Below are 17,142 nucleotides of genomic sequence, written 5' to 3' on the forward strand. Positions count from 1 at the left end.
AAAGCCGGTTCGGCCTATATCAATCGCGAAACCGGCGCCCGTCTGGCGCTGGACAAGAGGATCGCAAGGACCACGATGCTGAAGCGCAAGGAGTTCATTCTCGGGGCCGCGGCCGGCCTGACCCTGGCGGCGGCGGCGACCGCCGGCGGCGTCATCAACTGGCCCGGCGCGCACGCGGAACCGCAGGCGGTGAACCGGATCACCCCGGTCCCGGCCAACGGCGACGCCTTCACGCCTCCGCCGGGCGCGCCGAGCAGCTTCGCGACCATCTTCGACCAGGTCTCGCCCGCCGTCGTTCAGATCGACGTGACGGTCAAGGTGGACCAGCCCCAGGGCGGCGCCTTCCAGATCCCCGGCCTGCCGTTCCAGTTCGTGCCGCCGCAAGGTCGTGGCGGTCAGGGCAATGACGAACCGCAGACGACCCAAGGCGCCGGTTCGGGCTTCTTCATCTCGCAGGACGGCTTCATCGTCACCAACAACCACGTCGTCGCCGACGCGACCGAGATCAAGGTCAAGATGTCGGACGGTCGCGAGCTGCCGGCCCGCCTGATCGGCCGCGATCCCGGCACCGACCTGGCGGTGATCAAGGTCGAGGGCAACGACTTCAAATACGTCAGCTTCGAAGAAACGGCCGAGCCGCGGGTGGGCGACTGGGTCATCGCCATCGGCAACCCCTTCGGCCTGGGCGGCACCGCCACGGCGGGCATCGTCTCGGCCAAGGCCCGCGACATCGATCCGTCGGGCTACAACGACTACATCCAGATCGACGCCGCCATCAACCGGGGCAACTCGGGCGGTCCGACCTTCGACATCCACGGCCGCGTCATCGGCGTGAACTCGGCCATCTATTCGCCCACGGGCGGCTCGGTCGGCATCGGCTTCGCCATTCCGGCGGAGACAGCGAAAAACGTCACCACGCGCCTGATGCAGGGCCAGTCAATAGAGCGCGGCTACGTCGGCGTGGCGATTCAGGACATTCCAAAAGGGGCCGTCGAGGCGCTGGCGCTTCCAGCCAACACCAAAGGCGCCTACGTCGGAGAGGTTACGCCTGATGGTCCTGCACAGAAGGCGGGTGTCCAGGTCGGTGATGTTGTGGTGCAGGTCAACGGTCGCGACATTGATGGTTCGACCGAGTTGCGTCGCATGGTCGCCGCTACCGAAGCAGGACAGAGCGTACGCTTCACCGTCATCCGTGACGGGCGTCGCCAGGAGATCAATATCCGCGCGGCGAAGCGACCTTCTGAAGAAGAATTAGCTGCATCGTCCGGCGGAAATGACGAAGCTCCTGTCCCAGGATCTTCGTCAGGAGCGACGGTCGAAGGGATGAAGGTGTCGCCATTGAATGCAGCGGCGCGTCAACGTTTCGGTCTCGCGGATGATGTGCAGGGCGTAGTCGTGACCGAAACTGTGCCTGGTTCGAAGGCCGCTCAGTTGGGCATTCCCGTCGGGTCGATCATTCAGCGCGCCAACAATCAGGTGGTCACGTCGCCTGCCGATTTGGAGCGCGCCATTGCGGCAGCCCGTGCGGCGGGTCGCCCGGGTGTGTTGCTCATGGTTCGTAGCCAAAGAGGCGGCGCGATTTCGGTCGTGCTGGAGTTGCCGCGCAACTGATCGGCATTCTGACCAAGCCTTAACTCACCCTATCGCCGCCGATGCGCTACCATCGGCGGCGATTTTGATTCCGGGAGGGGTTTCGATGCGGATTTTGGTGGTCGAGGATGACGCCGAGGCGGCGACCGCCATGGTGCGGGGCCTGTCCGAAGCGGGACATGAGGTGACCCACGCCGTGGATGGCGCCTTCGGGCTGCTGGAGTCGCAAAAGGGCGGCTACGACGTCTATGTGGTTGACCGGATGATGCCGCGCCTGGACGGCGTCGGCATGGTCGAGACGGTGCGCAAGGGCGGCGATCAGACGCCGGTCCTGTTCCTGTCGGCCCTGGGCGAGGTCGAGGACCGCGTCACCGGCCTGAAGGCCGGCGCCGACGACTATCTGGTCAAACCCTACGCCTTCGCCGAACTGATCGCGCGGGTCGAGGCCTTGGCGCGTCGTCGCGAGACTGGCGGGGTGCAGACCGTGCTCAAGGTCGGCGACCTGGAGATGAACCTGATCGGCCGTACCGTGCATCGCGGAACGACCGAGATCGATCTTCAGCCGCGCGAGTTCCAGCTGCTCGAGTTCCTGATGCGCCACGCCGGCCAGTCGGTGACGCGCACCATGCTGCTGGAAAAGGTCTGGGAATACCATTTCGACCCCCAGACCAATGTCATCGACGTCCACATCAGCCGCCTGCGCTCCAAGATCGACAAGGGCTTCGACCGCGCCATGCTGCAGACCGTGCGCGGGGCGGGATATCGGTTGGAGGCCTAATGTGAATCGTGAGTGGTGAATGGTGCCGAGCGAGTGTCTGGCGCGAGGCTTGGGCTCTCATGCCCCTTTTCGTCTGCACCCTCTCTAGCCAGTCACGACTCACCAATCACAAATCACCCCTAAACCCCATGCGCCTTCCCTCCCTCCTTCGCCGCACGCCTTTCCGGCTGACGCTGCTGTTCCTGGCGCTGTTCGTGGCGGCGGCGGGGGCGATCCTGGCCTATGTCTATTTCGCCTCGGCGTCGGAGGCACAAGGCCGGGCCAGGGCGGATGTGGAGATCGAGCTGGGCGCCCTGACGGCGATCCACCGGACGCGCGGCATCGACGCCCTGAACCAGGCCCTGGTGGAACGCTCGATCCGGGGCGGGCCGTATCTGTATCTGCTGACCGACAAGGCCGGAAAGACGATCACCGGCAACATCACCGAATCCCCGATCGACATCGACCTCAGCCTGCCGGCCGGCGCCAGCGACTGGGAGACCTTCCGCCTGACCGACACGGACGCCCAGGGCAAGGTCCAGCGGCGTCGCTCCATCGGGGTGATCACCACCTTGGCCGGCGGCGAACATTTGTTCGTCGGTCAGGACATCGGCGACATCGAGGCCTATCTGGCGCGCCTGACCCAGGCCCTGTGGGGCGCCATGGCCCTGGTCATGCTGCTGGGCCTGGCGGGCGGTCTCTACATCAGCCGGAGAGTCGAAAACGCCATGGCCGGGCTGAACCGCGTGGTGCAGTCGGTGCAGGACGGCGACCTCAAGGTCCGTGCGCCCGTGCGCCACACCGGCGACGAACTGGATGAGCTGGGCCAGGGGCTGAACACCATGCTGGATCGGCTGGAGGCGTCCATGGCCTCGATCCGCCACGCCGGCGACGCCATCGCCCACGACCTGCGCTCGCCCTTGACGCGGATGCGGGCCAAGCTGGAGGTCGCTCTGATCGACGCCGAAGCCGGCAAGATCGACGGGGTGGACGCCCTGGGCATCGCTCTGGACGAGGCGGACCATCTGCTGAAGACGTTCAACACCGTCCTGGCCATCGCGCGGCTGCAGGCGGGCGGGGCGCCGGACCCCAAGGTCATGGACGCCGCCGACCTCGCCGCCGACATGGCCGAGCTTTATGAACCCGCAGCCGAGGACAAGGACATCGACTTCTCGTCCGAGGTCGAAAAGGGGCTGATGATCGAAGGCAACCAGCCCTTCCTCGCCCAGGCCCTGGCCAACCTGATCGACAACGCCATCAAATACACCCCCGCCGGCGGGGCGGTGAAGCTGCGCGCGCGCCGGCGCTCGTCGGGCGAGATCGAATATTCCGTCACCGACACCGGACCGGGCGTGCCGGAAGAGGACCGCGAGCGGGTGGTCCAGCGGTTCGTGCGCCTGGACAACAGCCGCACCGAACCCGGATCGGGCCTGGGGCTTTCGTTGGTGACGGCGGTGGCGGAGGCCCACGGCGGAAGGGTTGTGCTGGACGAGGGCCCAGGCGCCTATGGCGACTTCGGACCGGGGTTGCGGGTGGCGCTGGTGCTGCCGCCGGCCTCGACCGGGATGAGCGGATGATGTGATGGCACATCCAGAAACCTCGATCCCGCTGGCCTCCAGCCTCACGCCCGCCGGTCCGGTCACAAACATCGCCGCCGCCGACCGCCTGCACGAAACCTTGATCCAAGCCGCCGACGCCGACGGCTGGCGCGAGATTCTGGACGCCGCCTGGCCCGCCCTGGCCCCCGTCGCCGGCGCCTCGCCCTATCTCGCCGGTCTGATGCGCCGTCGCCCCGCCCATCTGCGAAGCCTGCTGGAAGCCGATCCGGTGGAAGCGCTGGAGCGGATCCTACGCGACACCGATGCGCTGGACGCTGACCCGGACGAGTTGCGCGCCCCGCTACGCGTGCTGAAGGCCGACCTGCACCTGCTGACCGCCCTGGCCGATCTGGGCGGGGTTTGGGATCTGGACCAGGTCACCGACGCCCTGTCCCGGTTCGCCGACGCCTCTTGCCGGGCGGCCCTGCGCGCCGTCGCCGCCGAACAAAGGGCGCGCGGTCGGCTGATCTCGCCGCCCGGCGATCCGCGCGGTCCCATTCCCGGCCTTTTCGGCCTGGCCATGGGAAAACATGGCGCCAACGAACTGAACTATTCGTCCGACATCGACATCTCCCTCTTCTTCGAGCCGCGCCTGATGGGGCTGGCCCTGCGCGAGGGTGAGGAGATGCAGGACTTCGCCAATCGCGTCGGCAAGGGGATCGCCACCCTGCTGACCGAGCGGACGGGCGACGGCTACGTCTTCCGTGTCGATCTGCGGCTGCGGCCCGATCCGTCCTCGACCCCGCCGGTCGTCGCCGGGCCGATGGCCCTGGCCTATTATGAGAGCGTCGGCCAGAACTGGGAGCGGGCGGCCTTCATCAAGGCGCGGCCGGTGCTGGGCGACATGCGCGCGGCGGGCCGGTTCCTGAAGGCCATGATCCCCTTCATCTGGCGCCGCAGCCTGGACTACGCCGCCGTGCTGGACATCCAGTCGATCAAGAAACAGATCCACGTCCACAAGACGGGCGAGGGGCTGCAGGCCGCAGGAGCCAATCTGAAGCTGGGTCGCGGCGGCATCCGCGAGATCGAGTTCTACGCCCAGACCCAGCAGCTGATCCTGGGCGGCCGCGATCCGGTTTTACGCAAACAGCGCACGCTGGAGGCGTTGAAGGCTCTGGCCGACGCGCGCCATGTGCCCCAGGCGGTCTGCGAGGAACTGTCCGCCGCCTATGTCGAGCTGCGCGGGCTGGAGCACCGCGTGCAGATGCTCGACGACGAGCAGACCCATCGCCTGCCCGAGGACGCCGAACGCCGCGCCGCCGTCGCCGCCCTGGCCGGTTCGAACGACCTGGCCGCCTTCGACGCCCGGGTCGAGGCCCTGCTGGCGCGGGTCAACGCCCGCTATGGTGAACTGTTCGAGGGCGGCGAAGATCTGGACTCCAGCTACGGCAGCCTGGTCTTCACCGGGGTCGAGAACGATCCCGAGACTTTGGAAACCCTGCGTCGCATGGGCTTTTCCGAGGCGCCGTCGGTCGCTGATACGATCCGCAGCTGGCACCACGGCCGCATCCCCGCGACGCGCACGGCGCGGGGGCGCGAACTGTTCACCCGCCTGGCGCCGCGCCTCTTGGAGGCCCTGGCCCGATCGGGTGCGCCGGACGAGGCGTTCCGGCGTTTCGCCGTCTTCTTCTCCGGGCTGGCGGCGGGCGTGCAGGTCCAGGCCCTGTTCCTGAACCAGCCCAAACTGTTCGAAATGGTGCTGGGCGTCATGGCATTCGCGCCGCGTCTGGCGCGCACCCTGGGCCGGCAGCCGGCGGCGCTGGACGGGGTGCTGGACGCCCGCTTCCTGGTCGATCTGTCCGAAGAGACCGGCTTGACCGAACAGATGCTGCGCGAGGCGGGCGAGACCGAAGATTTCGAAGGGGCCATGAATGCCGTGCGCCGCCTGCACCGCGAGCAGATGTTTCGTATCGGCATCCACGCCCTGACCGGCCGGGCGGGGGCCGAGGCGGCGGGCCGCGCCTACGCCGCCCTGGCCGACGCCGCCATGCGCACCTTGTCGCCGGCGGCGCTGGCCGAGACCGAACGGCTGGGCGGCGCCTTTCCCGGCGCGGTGGCGGTGGTCGCCTTGGGCAAGGCCGGATCGCGCGAGATGACGGCCGGATCGGATCTCGATCTGATGACCCTGTACGAGGCGCTGCCCGAAGCGACCTCAGAGATCAAGGGCTGGACCGCCGACGTCTTCTACGCCCGCTTCACCCAGCGGCTGATTGCGGCCCTGTCGGCGCATACGGCGGAAGGCGGCCTCTATGAGGTGGACATGCGCCTGCGCCCCACCGGCTCCAAGGGGCCGGTGTCGGTGCGGCTGAAGGCGTTTGACGCCTATTACGCCAAGGAGGCGGAGACCTGGGAGTTTATGGTCCTGACCCGCGCCCGCGTGGTCTGGGCCAGCGATCCGAAGTTCGGCGCCCAGGTTTCGGCCGCCATCGAGGCCGCCCTGCGTCGCCCGCGTCCCGGCGTCGATGTCGCCGCCGACATCCGAAAGATGCGCGCCCTGATGGATCGCGAGCGCCGTCCGCACGGCTTCTGGGATTTGAAGCTGTCGCCGGGCGGTCAGGTGGACGCCGAGTTCGCGGCCCAGTTCCGCCAGCTTCAGGCCGCCGCCATCGGCGAGCCGTTGACCCTATCGACGCTTGAGGCCCTGCACGACGACCCGGTCCTGGCCGAGGCCTGGCGCGTGCAGCAGCGGCTGGCCCATCTCCTGGCCGCCGCCTTTGAGGGGCGGGTCGATCCGGAGGGCGAGCCTTCGGTCTTCCAGCTGCGTCTGGCCGAGGCCGCCGGCGCGCCGGACTTCGCCACGCTGAAGACCGAGCTGACCGACCTGCGCGCGCGGGCGCGAAAGGCCTTCGAGCGGGCGGTTCCAGCCAGACTGGAAAAAGAGGGTCGCGACGGAGAATCCGCAACGCCGCGTTCAATCTCCTGACAGGGCAATGTCAAAGGGCGCCAAACGCGCCCGTGGAGATGATCGAGATGAGAAACACCTTTCTGACCGGCCTGGGCGTCATCGCTCTGGCCGCCGCCGCCGGCGCCGCGACCGCACAGGTTCCGCCCGCTGGTGCAACCGCTCCGCATCAGGCGCGTGGCGAACCGAACCGCCAGATGACCCGCGCCGACTTCGTCGATGCGCGCATCGCTCGCCTGACCGCGCTCGATACGAACCGCGACGGCACGGTCAGCGTCGAGGAACGCGCCGCCGCCATGCAGGCCCGTCGCGCCGAACGCGCGGGCGATCGGTTCGCCAAGCTGGACGCGAACGGCGACGGTTCCATCAGCCGCGCCGAGTTCGACGCCGGCCATGCCGCACGCCCGGATCGCGGTCCGCGCGCCGAACGCGCCGGTCATCGTGAGGGTCGTCGCGGCGGCGCGCATCATGCGATGCGTGGACAAGGCCGCGAACGCGGGCCGGTGGTGATCGCCGAAGCCTCGGTCAAGCTGGGCGAGCGGTTCGACAAGATGGACACTGACCGCGACGGCGTGATCTCCGCCGAAGAGCGCCGGGCGGCCATGTCCGCGCAGCGTGAGCAACGGCAGGAACGCCGCGCGGCCCGCCAGGCTCAGCGTCCGGCGCAACAACCCGCTTCCCCCATGCCGGCTTCGGAGTAAGACGGTGTCGGGGTCGGCCGTCGTGAACGCACCGGTCCCTTTCGTCAGCAGCGGAAGAGGCAGGTTTGGTCGCGATCGTCGACCCCGACGAGGATCTGGTGCGACGCGTTGGGCAGGGCGACCCGGCGGCGGCGCAGACGCTCGTCTCGCGCAAGCTGCCGCGCATCCTGTCGCTGGCGCAGCGCATGTTGGGCGATGCGGTCGAGGCCGAGGACGTGGCCCAGGAAACGATGCTCAAGGCCTGGCGCCAGGCGCCAAAGTGGACGCCCGGCAAGGCCAGGTTCGACACCTGGCTGCACCGGGTCGCGCTGAACCTTTGTTACGACCGGCTGAGGCGTCGGCGCGAAATCCCGACCGACACGCCGCCGGATCGTCCCGACGAAGGCCCGGCGCCGGATCGAGGTCTGCTGGCGGCCGAGACGGGCGTGCGGGTCACGGCGGCCCTGAAACGTCTGCCGGACCGACAGCGCGAGGCCATCGTCCTGTGCCATTATCAGGAGCTGTCGAATATCGATGCGGCGGCCTTGATGGAGATCAGCGTCGAGGCGCTGGAGAGTTTGTTGTCGCGCGGTCGTCGCGCATTGCGTCTGGCCCTTTCGGACATCGGTCCGGGGTCGATTAGAGGAGACGGACGATGAAGGCGGAACGGTTGCACGAACTGGCGGACGCCTACGGCTCCGACCTGCGTCGGTGGCCCGCGTCCGAGCGCGCCTTCGCCGAAAGCCTGATCGCCGCCGATCCGTCGCTGAAGGCGGTGCTTGATCAGGCGGCCGCGCTGGACGCTCTGCTCGACGCCGCGCCCAGACCTGTCCCGTCCGCCGCCCTGACCGCGCGCATCCTTGCGGCTGCGCCCCGGGCGAAAAGCCGTCTGGGCAAGGCGATCTGGTACCTCGGCGCCGGTTGGGGCGCCGCGGCCTGTGCGGGCGTGGTCGCCGGCGTCGGCCTGACCACCCATCTGACCGCCGACGCGCGCGCCGATGCGGTGCTTTATCAATCCTCGCTGACGGGCGTGGATGACACGGAACTGTTGGGATGACGTCCAAGAGCCTGAAGATCGCCTTGGCCGTCTCGGTGGCCCTGAACCTTTTCGCCGTGGCGGGCGGTGTCACCTATGTCGTCAATCGCGACCGGATCGAACGCCGGATCGAGGACCAACGCCGTCCGGGGCGCGAGGGACCGCTGGCCGAGGTGCTGGCCGATCTGGATCCGGCCGTACGCCAGCGCGTGCGCACCTCGCTGCGAGAATCGGCCCTGGCGGCGCGTCCTGATTTCGAGGCGGCCCGCGCCGCCCGGCGCGAGGCCATCGACATCGCCGGTCAGCCGACCCTGGACGCGGCCCGGGTCGAAAGCCTGCTGGAACAGTCCAGAGCCGCCGAGATGCGGGGCCGCACGCGTCTGGAAAACGGCGCGGTCGCCGTGCTGGCGACGCTGACGCCCGAGGAGCGCAAGGCCTTGGCCCCGATCCTTCAGCGTAAGGGCGCCGCCCGTCGCGCCGTCGCGCACGGGCCGGATCACCGTCAGCCGGACGACCGCGCGCCCCGCTGACGGCGCTTCAGCGCTTAGCCTTTTCTGGACGCGCGGAAGGCGGCGACGGCGTTCACCGCCGAGCGCACCGACGCCTCGATGGCGGCCCAGTCGCTCGACTTCACGGCGTCATCGGTCACCAGTTTGGAGCCCATACCCGCCGCGACGATGCCCGCGCCGAACCATTTGGCGATCGACGCCTCGTCCGGATCGACGCCGCCCGTCGGCATGATCTTGACCCAGGGCATCGGGCCCTTGACCGCCTTGACGAAGTCCGGGCCGCCGACCGACGAGCCGGGGAACAGTTTGACGATGTCGCAGCCCAGCTCGTGCGCCTCGCCGATGTCGGTCACCGACCCGCAGCCGGGGAAATAGGCGACCATGCGCCGATTGCAGACCTTGGCCACGTCGGGGATCAGGCAGGGGCTGACCACGAACCGCGCGCCCCGGTTCAGATAAAGCGAGGCTGTCCCCGCATCGACGACCGAGCCGATGCCCAAGACCACGTTCGGATCCGTCTTGATCAGTTCGCGATTGATCTCACCGAACAGGTCACAGGCGAAGTCGCCGCGATTGGTGAACTCGACCACCGGCGCCCCGCCGCGCGCGCAGGCGCGAATGACGTTCAGGCTGACCTCGGCGTCGGGATGGTAGAAGACCGGGCACACGCCCTGGGTCTGAAGCGCCTGAAGCACGCTGACGCGATCATGGGCCATGGACGGGTTCCTCTGCGATAGGTTCGCGGTTGACCTCCGCTGTCGCGAACGCAAGGTCAAGTCAAACCGCGTTAGCGCGGACGTTCTCTTGACGGCATGTGGCGAAAGGCGGACCGTCGTTCGCTCAATCGCCTGTGGGAGAAGCAGGATGTTCGTCGCCCTCGCCGTCGTCGCCCTTCTGACCGTTCAGGATCCGCCGCCCGCCGCCGACATGGACGGCGCCTGGTCTGTCGATCTGGCGACCGATCCGGCCCAGCCCTATCACCAGCCCATGAACCTGACGCTCCAGCCTGACGGCGTCGTGACGGGCGACTTCTATAACAGCCGCATCGAGGCGGGCCGATGGAAGCGCCAGCATGGCCGGCTGTGCGTCTCGTTCCGCACCACCGACGGCGCAGGCCCCTATCACACGGCGGCCTGCCTATCGGGCGATCATGTCGAGGGTCAGACCTGGGCTGAACACCGCAACTTCGTCTTCATCTGGCGCGCCGACCGACCCTCTTGAAGCCTCGCCGCTCAGGCCCATCTGTCAGGGAGGGGAGCGGGGGATTTCATACGAATTAGACGAATTAGACTCTATTTTTCGCCGCCGGGTCTGATTGAGGCTCAGCGTCGATGGGCCAGGTCGGCCAGCCGCCTGACCAGGGTGCTCTGCGCATCGAACAGCGGATCCAGAACCGTGAAATGGTTCAGGCCGGGCAGGGCCTCGAACCGCGTCCCGGCGCCGGCGTCGCCCCAGCGCGCGGCCATGTCGCGGCTTTGATCCACGAAGGCCTCGCTTTCCGCACCGCCCACGATGCAGTCCAGAACCGCGCCAGCGGGCGCCGGCCATCGGATTGGCGACAGGGCCTGGGCCTCGGTCGTATTCAGGTCCAGGGCGACGTTGAGCGATGTGGGGATCAGGGGCTCCAGATCGAACACGCCCGAGAGGGCGACCGCCGCCGAGGCTCGCCCGTCCGCCAGCAGGCAGGCCGCCATATGCCCGCCCGCCGAATGGCCGCTGACGACGGGCGCGGCGCCGGTGCGGTCGTGGATCAGATCGACCGCCGCTCGCGCCTGATCGACGATCCGGCCCAGCCGCACGCTGGGCGCCAGGTCATAGGTCGGGATGGCGACGCTGACGCCGTGGGCCAGCAGGGGTGGCGCGACGAAGCTGAACCAGCCCGCATCCAGCGCCTGCCAGTATCCGCCGTGCAGGAAGACCACGACCGGCGCGCCATCCCCGGCGTCGAACCAGTCGATCCGCTCGCGCTCGCCCGGGCCGTATTTCAGGACCTGGGGCGGATGGGCGGCGCGGGCGGCCTCCGATTCCGCCTTCCAGCGCGCCATCACGGCGGGATGGTCGGGCACCAGGGCGCGGTTGTTGTATTGCGCCTCCAGCACGGCGTCTGTGTCTTGCGGCTTACCCGTCACGTCTTCGTCCGCTAGAAGCGCCCTCGAACCAGAGGACTGATTTGCCATGATGACCGCCATCTTCGTCTTCATCAAATGCGAGCTGGGCTACGCCAACGACGTGGCGGCCGATATCGTGGACAATGTCGAGAACGTCTCGGAGGTCTATTCCACCTCGGGTCAGCACGACCTGCTGGCCAAGTTCAACCTGCCCCGCGACGCCGACATCGGCACCTTCGTGACGAAACAGGTCCAGACGCGGCCGCACGTGCGCGACACCTTCACGGTCATCACCTTCTCGCCCTTCCTGCCGAGCAAAGGCTAGGGCGCGGCCTTTCGCCTGACCTTGTCCTTGCGATCCTCGGCCTCGTCGTCGTCGCCGACCTTTTCCTCGACCGTGGCCGACAGGCGCTGGAAGACGCCCAGGCCCACCAGCACCAGCACCGAGGCGATCAGAAGGGCGGTGGGATAGAGCAGCTGCGCCACGTCCTCGCGCGCCGTCTTGAACACCACGACCAGCGCTTCGAGGAACAGGGCGATGACGATGGTCGACAGGAACTTGGTCAGGCTGCGCCGGGCCTCGGCGGCGCTGCGCTTTTCGTTGCCGCGCCGCACCTCGTCCTCGAAGATGTATTTGGCCACGTCGAATACGGCGATGGCGACGATGACATAGCCCAGCACGTCCAGAACCGCGTCGGCGCCGGACTTGTCGGGCGAGCCGATGCCGTGCAGCGCATCCTTCACCCCGAACCCGATCAGGGCCATGGCCGCCAGCAACAGCAGCAGGCTGGCGAAGGCGAACACCGCCCGGGTCAGATAGGTCATGGGAATCCCTCCGCGAGGCCACAGAAACGCGCCAACCGCCAAGCTGTTGCCTGACGGGCAAAGGGTGACGCTGGCGCCGGGGACGGCTAAACGAGGGGCATAGGGAGACACGACATGACGCGATCCAACGCGCCCGCCTACATGACCGGTTTCGGCAATCATTTCGCGACCGAGGCCGCGCCCGGCGCCCTGCCGGTGGGCCGAAACTCGCCGCAGAAGACGCCGATGGGCCTGTATGCCGAACAGCTGTCCGGCACCGCCTTCACCGCGCCGCGCGCCGAGAACCGGCGCAGCTGGCTCTATCGTCTGCGTCCGTCGGCCCAGCATGGGCCGTACACCCCCTTCGATCAGGGGCGGGTCCGCTCCGGTCCGTTCGACGAGACGCCGCCCAATCCCAACCGGATGCGATGGGACCCGCTGCCGATGCCGCAGGCTGCGACCGACTGGGTCGAGGGGCTGACGACCTATGGCGGTAACGGCGAACCGGACGGCGGGGCCGGGGCGGGCATTCACCTGTATGTCGCCAACCGATCGATGACCGACCGGGTCTTCTATGACGCCGACGGCGAACTGCTGATCGTGCCACAGGAAGGCGACCATCGCTTCGTCACCGAGATGGGCGTGATCGAGGCCCAGCCGGGTCACATCGTCCTGATCCCGCGTGGCGTGCGGTTCCGTGTCGAGGTGGACGGGCCGGTGCGCGGCTATGTCTGCGAGAACTACGGCAGTCCGTTCCGCCTGCCGGATCTCGGACCTATCGGCTCGAACGGCCTGGCCAATCCGCGCGACTTCGAGACGCCGGTTGCGGCCTATGAGGACGTGGATTGCCCGACCGAATGCGTCCAGAAATACGGCGGCCGTCTCTGGGCCACAACCTTCGATCACAGCCCGCTGGACGTCGTCGCCTGGCACGGCAACCTGGCGCCCTGCCGCTATGACACGGCGCGGTTCAACACCATCAACACCGTCAGCTACGACCACCCCGATCCGTCGATCTTCACCGTCCTGACCAGTCCGTCCGAGACGCCGGGCACGGCCAATATCGACTTTGTCATCTTCCCGCCGCGCTGGATGGTGGCCGAGGACACCTTCCGCCCGCCGTGGTTCCATCGCAACGTGATGAGCGAATTCATGGGTTTGGTGACCGGCGCCTATGACGCCAAGGCGGGCGGATTCGCGCCAGGCGGCGCATCGCTGCACAACCGCATGAGCGGCCACGGCCCCGATCAAGCCAGCTATGACGGCGCGATCAAGGCCGAACTGAAGCCGCACAAGATCGAAAACACCCTGGCCTTCATGTTCGAGACGCGCATGCCGATCCGCGTCACGAAATGGGCATCGGAATCACCGCAGATGCAGCTCGACTACGACGACGTCTGGTCAGGCTTCACCAAAGGACAGATCTCATGATCCGCATTTCCCTCATCGTCGCCGTCGCGCTTCTGGCCGCCGCCTGCTCGCCCCAGACCACGGGAGCGGCGTCGGATGCGCCGATGAAAAGCGCCGACGCCGCGTCCTGCGCCACGCGCGGCGGCACGATGAAACAGGTCGGGCGGATGCAATCCTGGCAGTGCGTCATCAGCTATGCCGACGCCGGGAAGCGCTGCACCGACGGCGATCAGTGCCAGGGCGACTGCCGCATCGAGGGCAACAGCGGCGTGGCGCCGGGGACGGCGGCGACCGGCGTCTGCCAAGCGACCAGCGACCGTTTCGGCTGCAATACGACGGTCGAGGACGGCAAGGCCGGCCCGACCCTGTGCATCGACTGAGGTCGCAGGCACGAAAAAGCCCCCGTCGCGAACGACGGGGGCTGCTCCATCCGTAAACGGATTTAGTCGGTGGCCAGACCTTAGTGGGTCGAAGGCGTGTTGGCCGTCGTGGCGCCGCCATCAGCGTTGCCGGCTTGCTGCTCGACCATGTCGGCCTTGCGGTCGGCGTTCTTCTCGACCTGATCGGCCTGGGCGTTCAGGGCGTCGGCCTGAGCGGCGGTCGGAGCGGTCGCGGCTTGCGATTCCAGTTGGTCGGCGCGGGCTTCGCCCGTCGCTTCGATGGCGTCGGCTTGCTTTTCAGCGGCCTTGTCGGCGGCGCTTTCACCGCAGGCGGCGACGCCGGCCAGCATGAAGACCGAAGCGGCGGCGATGGCGAACTTTTTCATTTGAGGTTCCTCTCCTAGGTGGAAACTCTCAAACGCTACGGTGACGGTTCGGTTCACGCCGCCGTGAGATTTTCGTGATCGTCGTCGCGTCAGGCCTCCGACTGGGCGAAGGCGACCCGCGCAGCGCCCAGCAGGGCGGCGTGTTTATGCATGATCACCTTGGTCGGAATGTCCTGCATATACTCCTTGAACCGGCCCTTTCGCTCGAACCGCTGACGGAAGGGACTGGCCTTGATGAAGGGCAGGATGCGCGGAACGATGCCGCCGGCGATATAGACGCCGCCGCGCGCGCCGGTGGTCAGGGCGATGTCGCCGGCGACCGCGCCCAAGATGGCGCAGAAGCGGGCCAGGGTCGCGCCGCACGGGCTGTTCGGATCGGCCAGGGCCGTTGCAGTGATCTGAGCCGGATCGTCGATGTGGGTCTCGCGTCCGTCGATCTCGGCCAGGGCCCGGTGCATGTTCAGCAGGCCCGGCCCACAGATCAGGCGCTCGATCGACACCCGGTCATAGCGGCGACGCAGGATGCGCAGGATTTCGTCCTCGACCGGATCGCCGGGGGGGAAGCAGGCGTGCCCGCCCTCGGACGGCATGGCCATTTCCTTGCCGGCCGCATCCCGCACCAGGGCCGAGACCCCGAAGCCGGTGCCAGGGCCGAGCACCGCGACGGTGCAGTGCGGATCGCCGTCGACCGGGCCGCCCAGGCTTTCCAACTGATCTTCCGGCACGATGGGCGCGCCCCAGGCCAGGGCCTCGAAGTCGTTGATCAGCTTGACGGGCTTCAGGCCCAGGGTCTGAAGCTCCGCCTCCGACACCTGCCAGGGCGAGTTGGTCAGGTCGATGGCGCCGTCCGTGACCGGGCCGGCGACGGCGATCACGCCGCCCGTCGGCTTGACCTCGCAGCCGTCGATGAAGGCGGCGACGCCTTCGAGGAAGGTCGGATAGGTCTCGGCCGGGAAGCTCTCGTGGTGGTCTAGCACGGGCTTGCCGTCCACCATTCGGGCTACGGCGAAGCGGGCGTTCGTGCCGCCGACATCGCCGACGAGAAGGGTCTTGTCATTCATTGGGGCGTTTCCTGCGCTCGGTTCGGTGGATCAGGCGTCCACAGTCCGATCGACGAAGTTGGGATTGGGCGGGGTGTCGTCGTTGCCGCGCGAACCGGTCGGCAGGGCGAAACAGACCGTCGCCCCCTGTTCGGCCGTCGTGACCACATGGCGGAAGGCGCCGAACAGTTCACGGCCATAGCCCCAGGACGAACCCTCGGCGTTGGCGGCGGACCGGGCGGCCAGCGGACGGGCGGTCAGGTCGGGAACGCCGACGGTGGTCAGAACGCCAGCTTCGGCGTCCAGGCGGATGATGTCGCCGTCCTGAACATGGGCCAGCGGACCGCCGGCCAGGGCCTCCGGGCTGACGTGGATGGCGGCGGGCGTCTTGCCGCTGGCGCCCGACATGCGGCCGTCGGTGACGAAGGCGACCTTGAACCCCTTGTCCTGAATGACCGACAGGGCCGGCGACAGGCTGTGCAGTTCCGGCATGCCGTTCGCCTTGGGTCCCTGGAAGCGCAGGACCACGACGACGTCGCGGAACAGCTTGCCGTCCCGGAAGGCCTGGAGCGCATCTTCCTGGGTTTCGAACACGGCGGCGGGCGCCTCGACGATGCGGTTCTCGGGTTTGACGGCGGAGATCTTGATGACCGCACGACCCAGGTCACCCTGAACCAGACGCAACCCCCCCTCCTTGTCAAAGGGATTGGACGCCGGGCGCAGGATATCGAGATCAAGACTTTCCTGGACCCCATCGCGCCAGACCAGCTCGCCGTCCACCATCGACGGTTCCTGGAAATAGGCCTGGATGCCCTGACCCATGATGGTCGTGACGTCGGTGTGGATATTGCCCGCCATCGCCAGCTCACGCGCGATGAAGGCGACGCCGCCGGCGGCCTGGAAGGCGTTCACATCCGCCGAGCCGTTGGGATAGACCCGCGCCAACAGCGGCGTGACCGACGACAGCTCGTCCATGTCGGTCCAGTCGATCAGAACCCCCGCCGACCGCGCCATGGCGACCAGGTGGATGGCGTGATTGGTCGAGCCGCCGGTGGCCAGCAGGGCCACGATCATGTTGACGATGGACTTCTCGTCGATGACGTCGGCCATGCGGCACTCGCCGCTGCGGGCCAGTTCGACCGCCCGTTTCGCCGCCGCCGTCGTCAGGGCGTCGCGCAAGCCGGTGTCGGGATGGACGAAGGCGGTGGAGGGCATGTGCAGTCCGCCCAGCTCCATCATCATCTGATTGGAGTTGGCGGTGCCGTAGAAGGTGCAGGTGCCGGGCGAGTGATAGCTGCCGATCTCACTTTCCAGCAGGGTCTGACGATCGACCTTGTTCTGCGCATATTCGGCCCGGACCCGGGCCTTTTCCGCGTTCGGAATGCCCGATGGCATCGGGCCTGCGGGTGCGAAGACGACGGGCAGGTGGCCGAAGGCCAGGGCGCCCATGAACAGGCCCGGAACGATCTTGTCGCACACGCCCAGCATCAGACCGGCGTCGAAGGCGTCGTGGGTCAGGGCGATGCCCGCCGACATGGCGATCAGGTCGCGGCTGAACAGCGACAGCTCCATGCCGGGACGACCCTGGGTGACGCCATCGCACATGGCGGGCGTGCCGCCCGCGACCTGGGCCGTGGCGCCGACCTCGCGCACGGCCTTGCGCACCACGTCGGGAAAGCGTTCGAACGGCTGGTGGGCCGACAGCATGTCGTTATAGGCGGTGACGATGCCCAGGTTGGGCTTGGACCCGTCCATCGCCGTCAGCTTGTCGGCGATGGTCTGGCCCGCAAAGGCGTGGGCCCAGTTGGCGCAGCTCAGCTTGGCGCGGCCGGCGCCGCTGTCGCGCGCCGCGTCCATGCGACGGATGTAGTCGGCGCGGGTCTCGCGGCTTTTTTCGACGATGCGGGCGGTGACCGCGGCGACCGTAGGATGAAGCGCCATT

Annotated in this window: 18 protein-coding genes; 12 read left to right on the forward strand and 6 right to left on the reverse strand. The window is 67.9% G+C overall.

Annotated features, from left to right (window positions below; all coding sequences use genetic code 11):
• The first annotated feature begins 75 nt into the window (after window positions 1-75).
• The 8 genes from AC3WRC_RS00425 to AC3WRC_RS00460 all read left to right on the forward strand — a co-directional run bounded on the left by AC3WRC_RS00425 (window position 76) and on the right by AC3WRC_RS00460 (window position 9,093).
• On the forward strand, window positions 76-1,611 hold the full coding sequence (locus AC3WRC_RS00425) for a Do family serine endopeptidase (protein ID WP_055752811.1): 1,536 nt from the start codon (window positions 76-78) through the stop codon (window positions 1,609-1,611).
• 85 nt (window positions 1,612-1,696) lie between these two features.
• Complete coding sequence (locus tag AC3WRC_RS00430) at window positions 1,697-2,368, forward strand: response regulator transcription factor (RefSeq protein WP_017504381.1); 672 nt, start codon at window positions 1,697-1,699, stop codon at window positions 2,366-2,368.
• Window positions 2,369-2,496: 128 nt separating this feature from the next.
• The gene (locus AC3WRC_RS00435; RefSeq protein WP_492302397.1) at window positions 2,497-3,924 is read left to right on the forward strand and encodes a sensor histidine kinase; all 1,428 of its coding nucleotides are present in this window, start codon (window positions 2,497-2,499) and stop codon (window positions 3,922-3,924) included.
• A gap of 4 nt (window positions 3,925-3,928) precedes the next feature.
• Window positions 3,929-6,868, forward strand: coding sequence for a bifunctional [glutamine synthetase] adenylyltransferase/[glutamine synthetase]-adenylyl-L-tyrosine phosphorylase (locus AC3WRC_RS00440; protein WP_492302399.1), 2,940 nt, complete (start codon window positions 3,929-3,931; stop codon window positions 6,866-6,868).
• A gap of 47 nt (window positions 6,869-6,915) precedes the next feature.
• Window positions 6,916-7,548, forward strand: a complete 633-nt coding sequence (locus AC3WRC_RS00445; protein ID WP_492302401.1) for an EF-hand domain-containing protein — start codon at window positions 6,916-6,918, stop codon at window positions 7,546-7,548.
• Between the two features lie 65 nt (window positions 7,549-7,613).
• The gene (locus AC3WRC_RS00450; RefSeq protein ID WP_055752815.1) at window positions 7,614-8,186 is read left to right on the forward strand and encodes an RNA polymerase sigma factor; all 573 of its coding nucleotides are present in this window, start codon (window positions 7,614-7,616) and stop codon (window positions 8,184-8,186) included.
• A complete protein-coding gene (locus AC3WRC_RS00455) occupies window positions 8,183-8,584 on the forward strand; it encodes a hypothetical protein (protein WP_492302402.1) in 402 nt (133 codons plus the stop codon). The genes AC3WRC_RS00450 and AC3WRC_RS00455 overlap by 4 nt, the downstream gene beginning before the upstream one ends.
• The gene (locus AC3WRC_RS00460; protein WP_271042599.1) at window positions 8,581-9,093 is read left to right on the forward strand and encodes a periplasmic heavy metal sensor; all 513 of its coding nucleotides are present in this window, start codon (window positions 8,581-8,583) and stop codon (window positions 9,091-9,093) included. The genes AC3WRC_RS00455 and AC3WRC_RS00460 overlap by 4 nt, the downstream gene beginning before the upstream one ends.
• A gap of 14 nt (window positions 9,094-9,107) precedes the next feature.
• Here AC3WRC_RS00460 and AC3WRC_RS00465 read toward each other — a convergent pair whose 3' ends face one another.
• A complete protein-coding gene (locus tag AC3WRC_RS00465; RefSeq protein ID WP_492302404.1) occupies window positions 9,108-9,788 on the reverse strand; it encodes a bifunctional 4-hydroxy-2-oxoglutarate aldolase/2-dehydro-3-deoxy-phosphogluconate aldolase in 681 nt (226 codons plus the stop codon).
• 148 nt (window positions 9,789-9,936) lie between these two features.
• On the opposite strand from AC3WRC_RS00465, the gene AC3WRC_RS00470 reads away from it, so the two are divergent.
• The gene (locus AC3WRC_RS00470; protein ID WP_492302405.1) at window positions 9,937-10,293 is read left to right on the forward strand and encodes a hypothetical protein; all 357 of its coding nucleotides are present in this window, start codon (window positions 9,937-9,939) and stop codon (window positions 10,291-10,293) included.
• A 101-nt stretch (window positions 10,294-10,394) separates the two neighbouring features.
• On the opposite strand, the gene AC3WRC_RS00475 is transcribed toward AC3WRC_RS00470, so the two are convergent.
• The gene (locus AC3WRC_RS00475) at window positions 10,395-11,201 is read right to left on the reverse strand and encodes an alpha/beta hydrolase (protein ID WP_492302406.1); all 807 of its coding nucleotides are present in this window, start codon (window positions 11,199-11,201) and stop codon (window positions 10,395-10,397) included.
• A gap of 46 nt (window positions 11,202-11,247) precedes the next feature.
• On the opposite strand from AC3WRC_RS00475, the gene AC3WRC_RS00480 reads away from it, so the two are divergent.
• Window positions 11,248-11,505 (forward strand): Lrp/AsnC ligand binding domain-containing protein, encoded by a 258-nt coding sequence (locus AC3WRC_RS00480; RefSeq protein ID WP_039244189.1) that lies wholly within the window; start codon window positions 11,248-11,250, stop codon window positions 11,503-11,505.
• Here AC3WRC_RS00480 and AC3WRC_RS00485 read toward each other — a convergent pair.
• Window positions 11,502-12,005, reverse strand: coding sequence for a hypothetical protein (locus AC3WRC_RS00485; protein ID WP_045811869.1), 504 nt, complete (start codon window positions 12,003-12,005; stop codon window positions 11,502-11,504). The genes AC3WRC_RS00480 and AC3WRC_RS00485 overlap by 4 nt on opposite strands.
• Window positions 12,006-12,119: 114 nt before the next feature.
• On the opposite strand from AC3WRC_RS00485, the gene hmgA reads away from it, so the two are divergent.
• A complete protein-coding gene (gene hmgA, locus AC3WRC_RS00490) occupies window positions 12,120-13,415 on the forward strand; it encodes a homogentisate 1,2-dioxygenase (protein ID WP_316409206.1) in 1,296 nt (431 codons plus the stop codon).
• Window positions 13,412-13,774, forward strand: a complete 363-nt coding sequence (locus AC3WRC_RS00495) for a hypothetical protein (protein WP_492302407.1) — start codon at window positions 13,412-13,414, stop codon at window positions 13,772-13,774. The genes hmgA and AC3WRC_RS00495 overlap by 4 nt, the downstream gene beginning before the upstream one ends.
• 80 nt (window positions 13,775-13,854) lie before the next feature.
• Here AC3WRC_RS00495 and AC3WRC_RS00500 read toward each other — a convergent pair whose 3' ends face one another.
• The 3 genes from AC3WRC_RS00500 to edd form a co-directional block, all read right to left on the reverse strand.
• Window positions 13,855-14,160 (reverse strand): hypothetical protein, encoded by a 306-nt coding sequence (locus AC3WRC_RS00500; protein ID WP_055752822.1) that lies wholly within the window; start codon window positions 14,158-14,160, stop codon window positions 13,855-13,857.
• An 89-nt stretch (window positions 14,161-14,249) separates the two neighbouring features.
• Window positions 14,250-15,221, reverse strand: a complete 972-nt coding sequence (glk, locus tag AC3WRC_RS00505; protein WP_055752823.1) for a glucokinase — start codon at window positions 15,219-15,221, stop codon at window positions 14,250-14,252.
• 30 nt (window positions 15,222-15,251) lie between these two features.
• Window positions 15,252-17,141 carry a phosphogluconate dehydratase gene (gene edd, locus AC3WRC_RS00510; RefSeq protein WP_492302409.1) on the reverse strand — a complete coding sequence of 630 codons (1,890 nt, stop codon included), beginning with the start codon at window positions 17,139-17,141 and terminating at the stop codon, window positions 15,252-15,254.
• Window position 17,142: the final 1 nt, after the last annotated feature.

The organism is Brevundimonas sp. EU05-FHT14B07 (assembly GCF_058790795.1).

What these genes read in the sequence shown, in the direction of transcription:
- AC3WRC_RS00425 (WP_055752811.1), top strand. Translation starts at nt 76, where the DNA reads ATGCTGAAGCGCAAGGAGTTCATTCTCGGGGCCGCGGCCGGCCTGACC.
- AC3WRC_RS00430 (WP_017504381.1), top strand. Translation starts at nt 1,697, where the DNA reads ATGCGGATTTTGGTGGTCGAGGATGACGCCGAGGCGGCGACCGCCATG.
- AC3WRC_RS00435 (WP_492302397.1), top strand. Translation starts at nt 2,497, where the DNA reads ATGCGCCTTCCCTCCCTCCTTCGCCGCACGCCTTTCCGGCTGACGCTG.
- AC3WRC_RS00440 (WP_492302399.1), top strand. Translation starts at nt 3,929, where the DNA reads ATGGCACATCCAGAAACCTCGATCCCGCTGGCCTCCAGCCTCACGCCC.
- AC3WRC_RS00445 (WP_492302401.1), top strand. Translation starts at nt 6,916, where the DNA reads ATGAGAAACACCTTTCTGACCGGCCTGGGCGTCATCGCTCTGGCCGCC.
- AC3WRC_RS00455 (WP_492302402.1), top strand. Translation starts at nt 8,183, where the DNA reads ATGAAGGCGGAACGGTTGCACGAACTGGCGGACGCCTACGGCTCCGAC.
- AC3WRC_RS00460 (WP_271042599.1), top strand. Translation starts at nt 8,581, where the DNA reads ATGACGTCCAAGAGCCTGAAGATCGCCTTGGCCGTCTCGGTGGCCCTG.
- AC3WRC_RS00465 (WP_492302404.1), bottom strand. Translation starts at nt 9,788, where the DNA reads ATGGCCCATGATCGCGTCAGCGTGCTTCAGGCGCTTCAGACCCAGGGC.
- AC3WRC_RS00470 (WP_492302405.1), top strand. Translation starts at nt 9,937, where the DNA reads ATGTTCGTCGCCCTCGCCGTCGTCGCCCTTCTGACCGTTCAGGATCCG.
- AC3WRC_RS00480 (WP_039244189.1), top strand. Translation starts at nt 11,248, where the DNA reads ATGATGACCGCCATCTTCGTCTTCATCAAATGCGAGCTGGGCTACGCC.
- AC3WRC_RS00485 (WP_045811869.1), bottom strand. Translation starts at nt 12,005, where the DNA reads ATGACCTATCTGACCCGGGCGGTGTTCGCCTTCGCCAGCCTGCTGCTG.
- hmgA (WP_316409206.1), top strand. Translation starts at nt 12,120, where the DNA reads ATGACGCGATCCAACGCGCCCGCCTACATGACCGGTTTCGGCAATCAT.
- AC3WRC_RS00495 (WP_492302407.1), top strand. Translation starts at nt 13,412, where the DNA reads ATGATCCGCATTTCCCTCATCGTCGCCGTCGCGCTTCTGGCCGCCGCC.
- AC3WRC_RS00500 (WP_055752822.1), bottom strand. Translation starts at nt 14,160, where the DNA reads ATGAAAAAGTTCGCCATCGCCGCCGCTTCGGTCTTCATGCTGGCCGGC.
- glk (WP_055752823.1), bottom strand. Translation starts at nt 15,221, where the DNA reads ATGAATGACAAGACCCTTCTCGTCGGCGATGTCGGCGGCACGAACGCC.
- edd (WP_492302409.1), bottom strand. Translation starts at nt 17,141, where the DNA reads ATGGCGCTTCATCCTACGGTCGCCGCGGTCACCGCCCGCATCGTCGAA.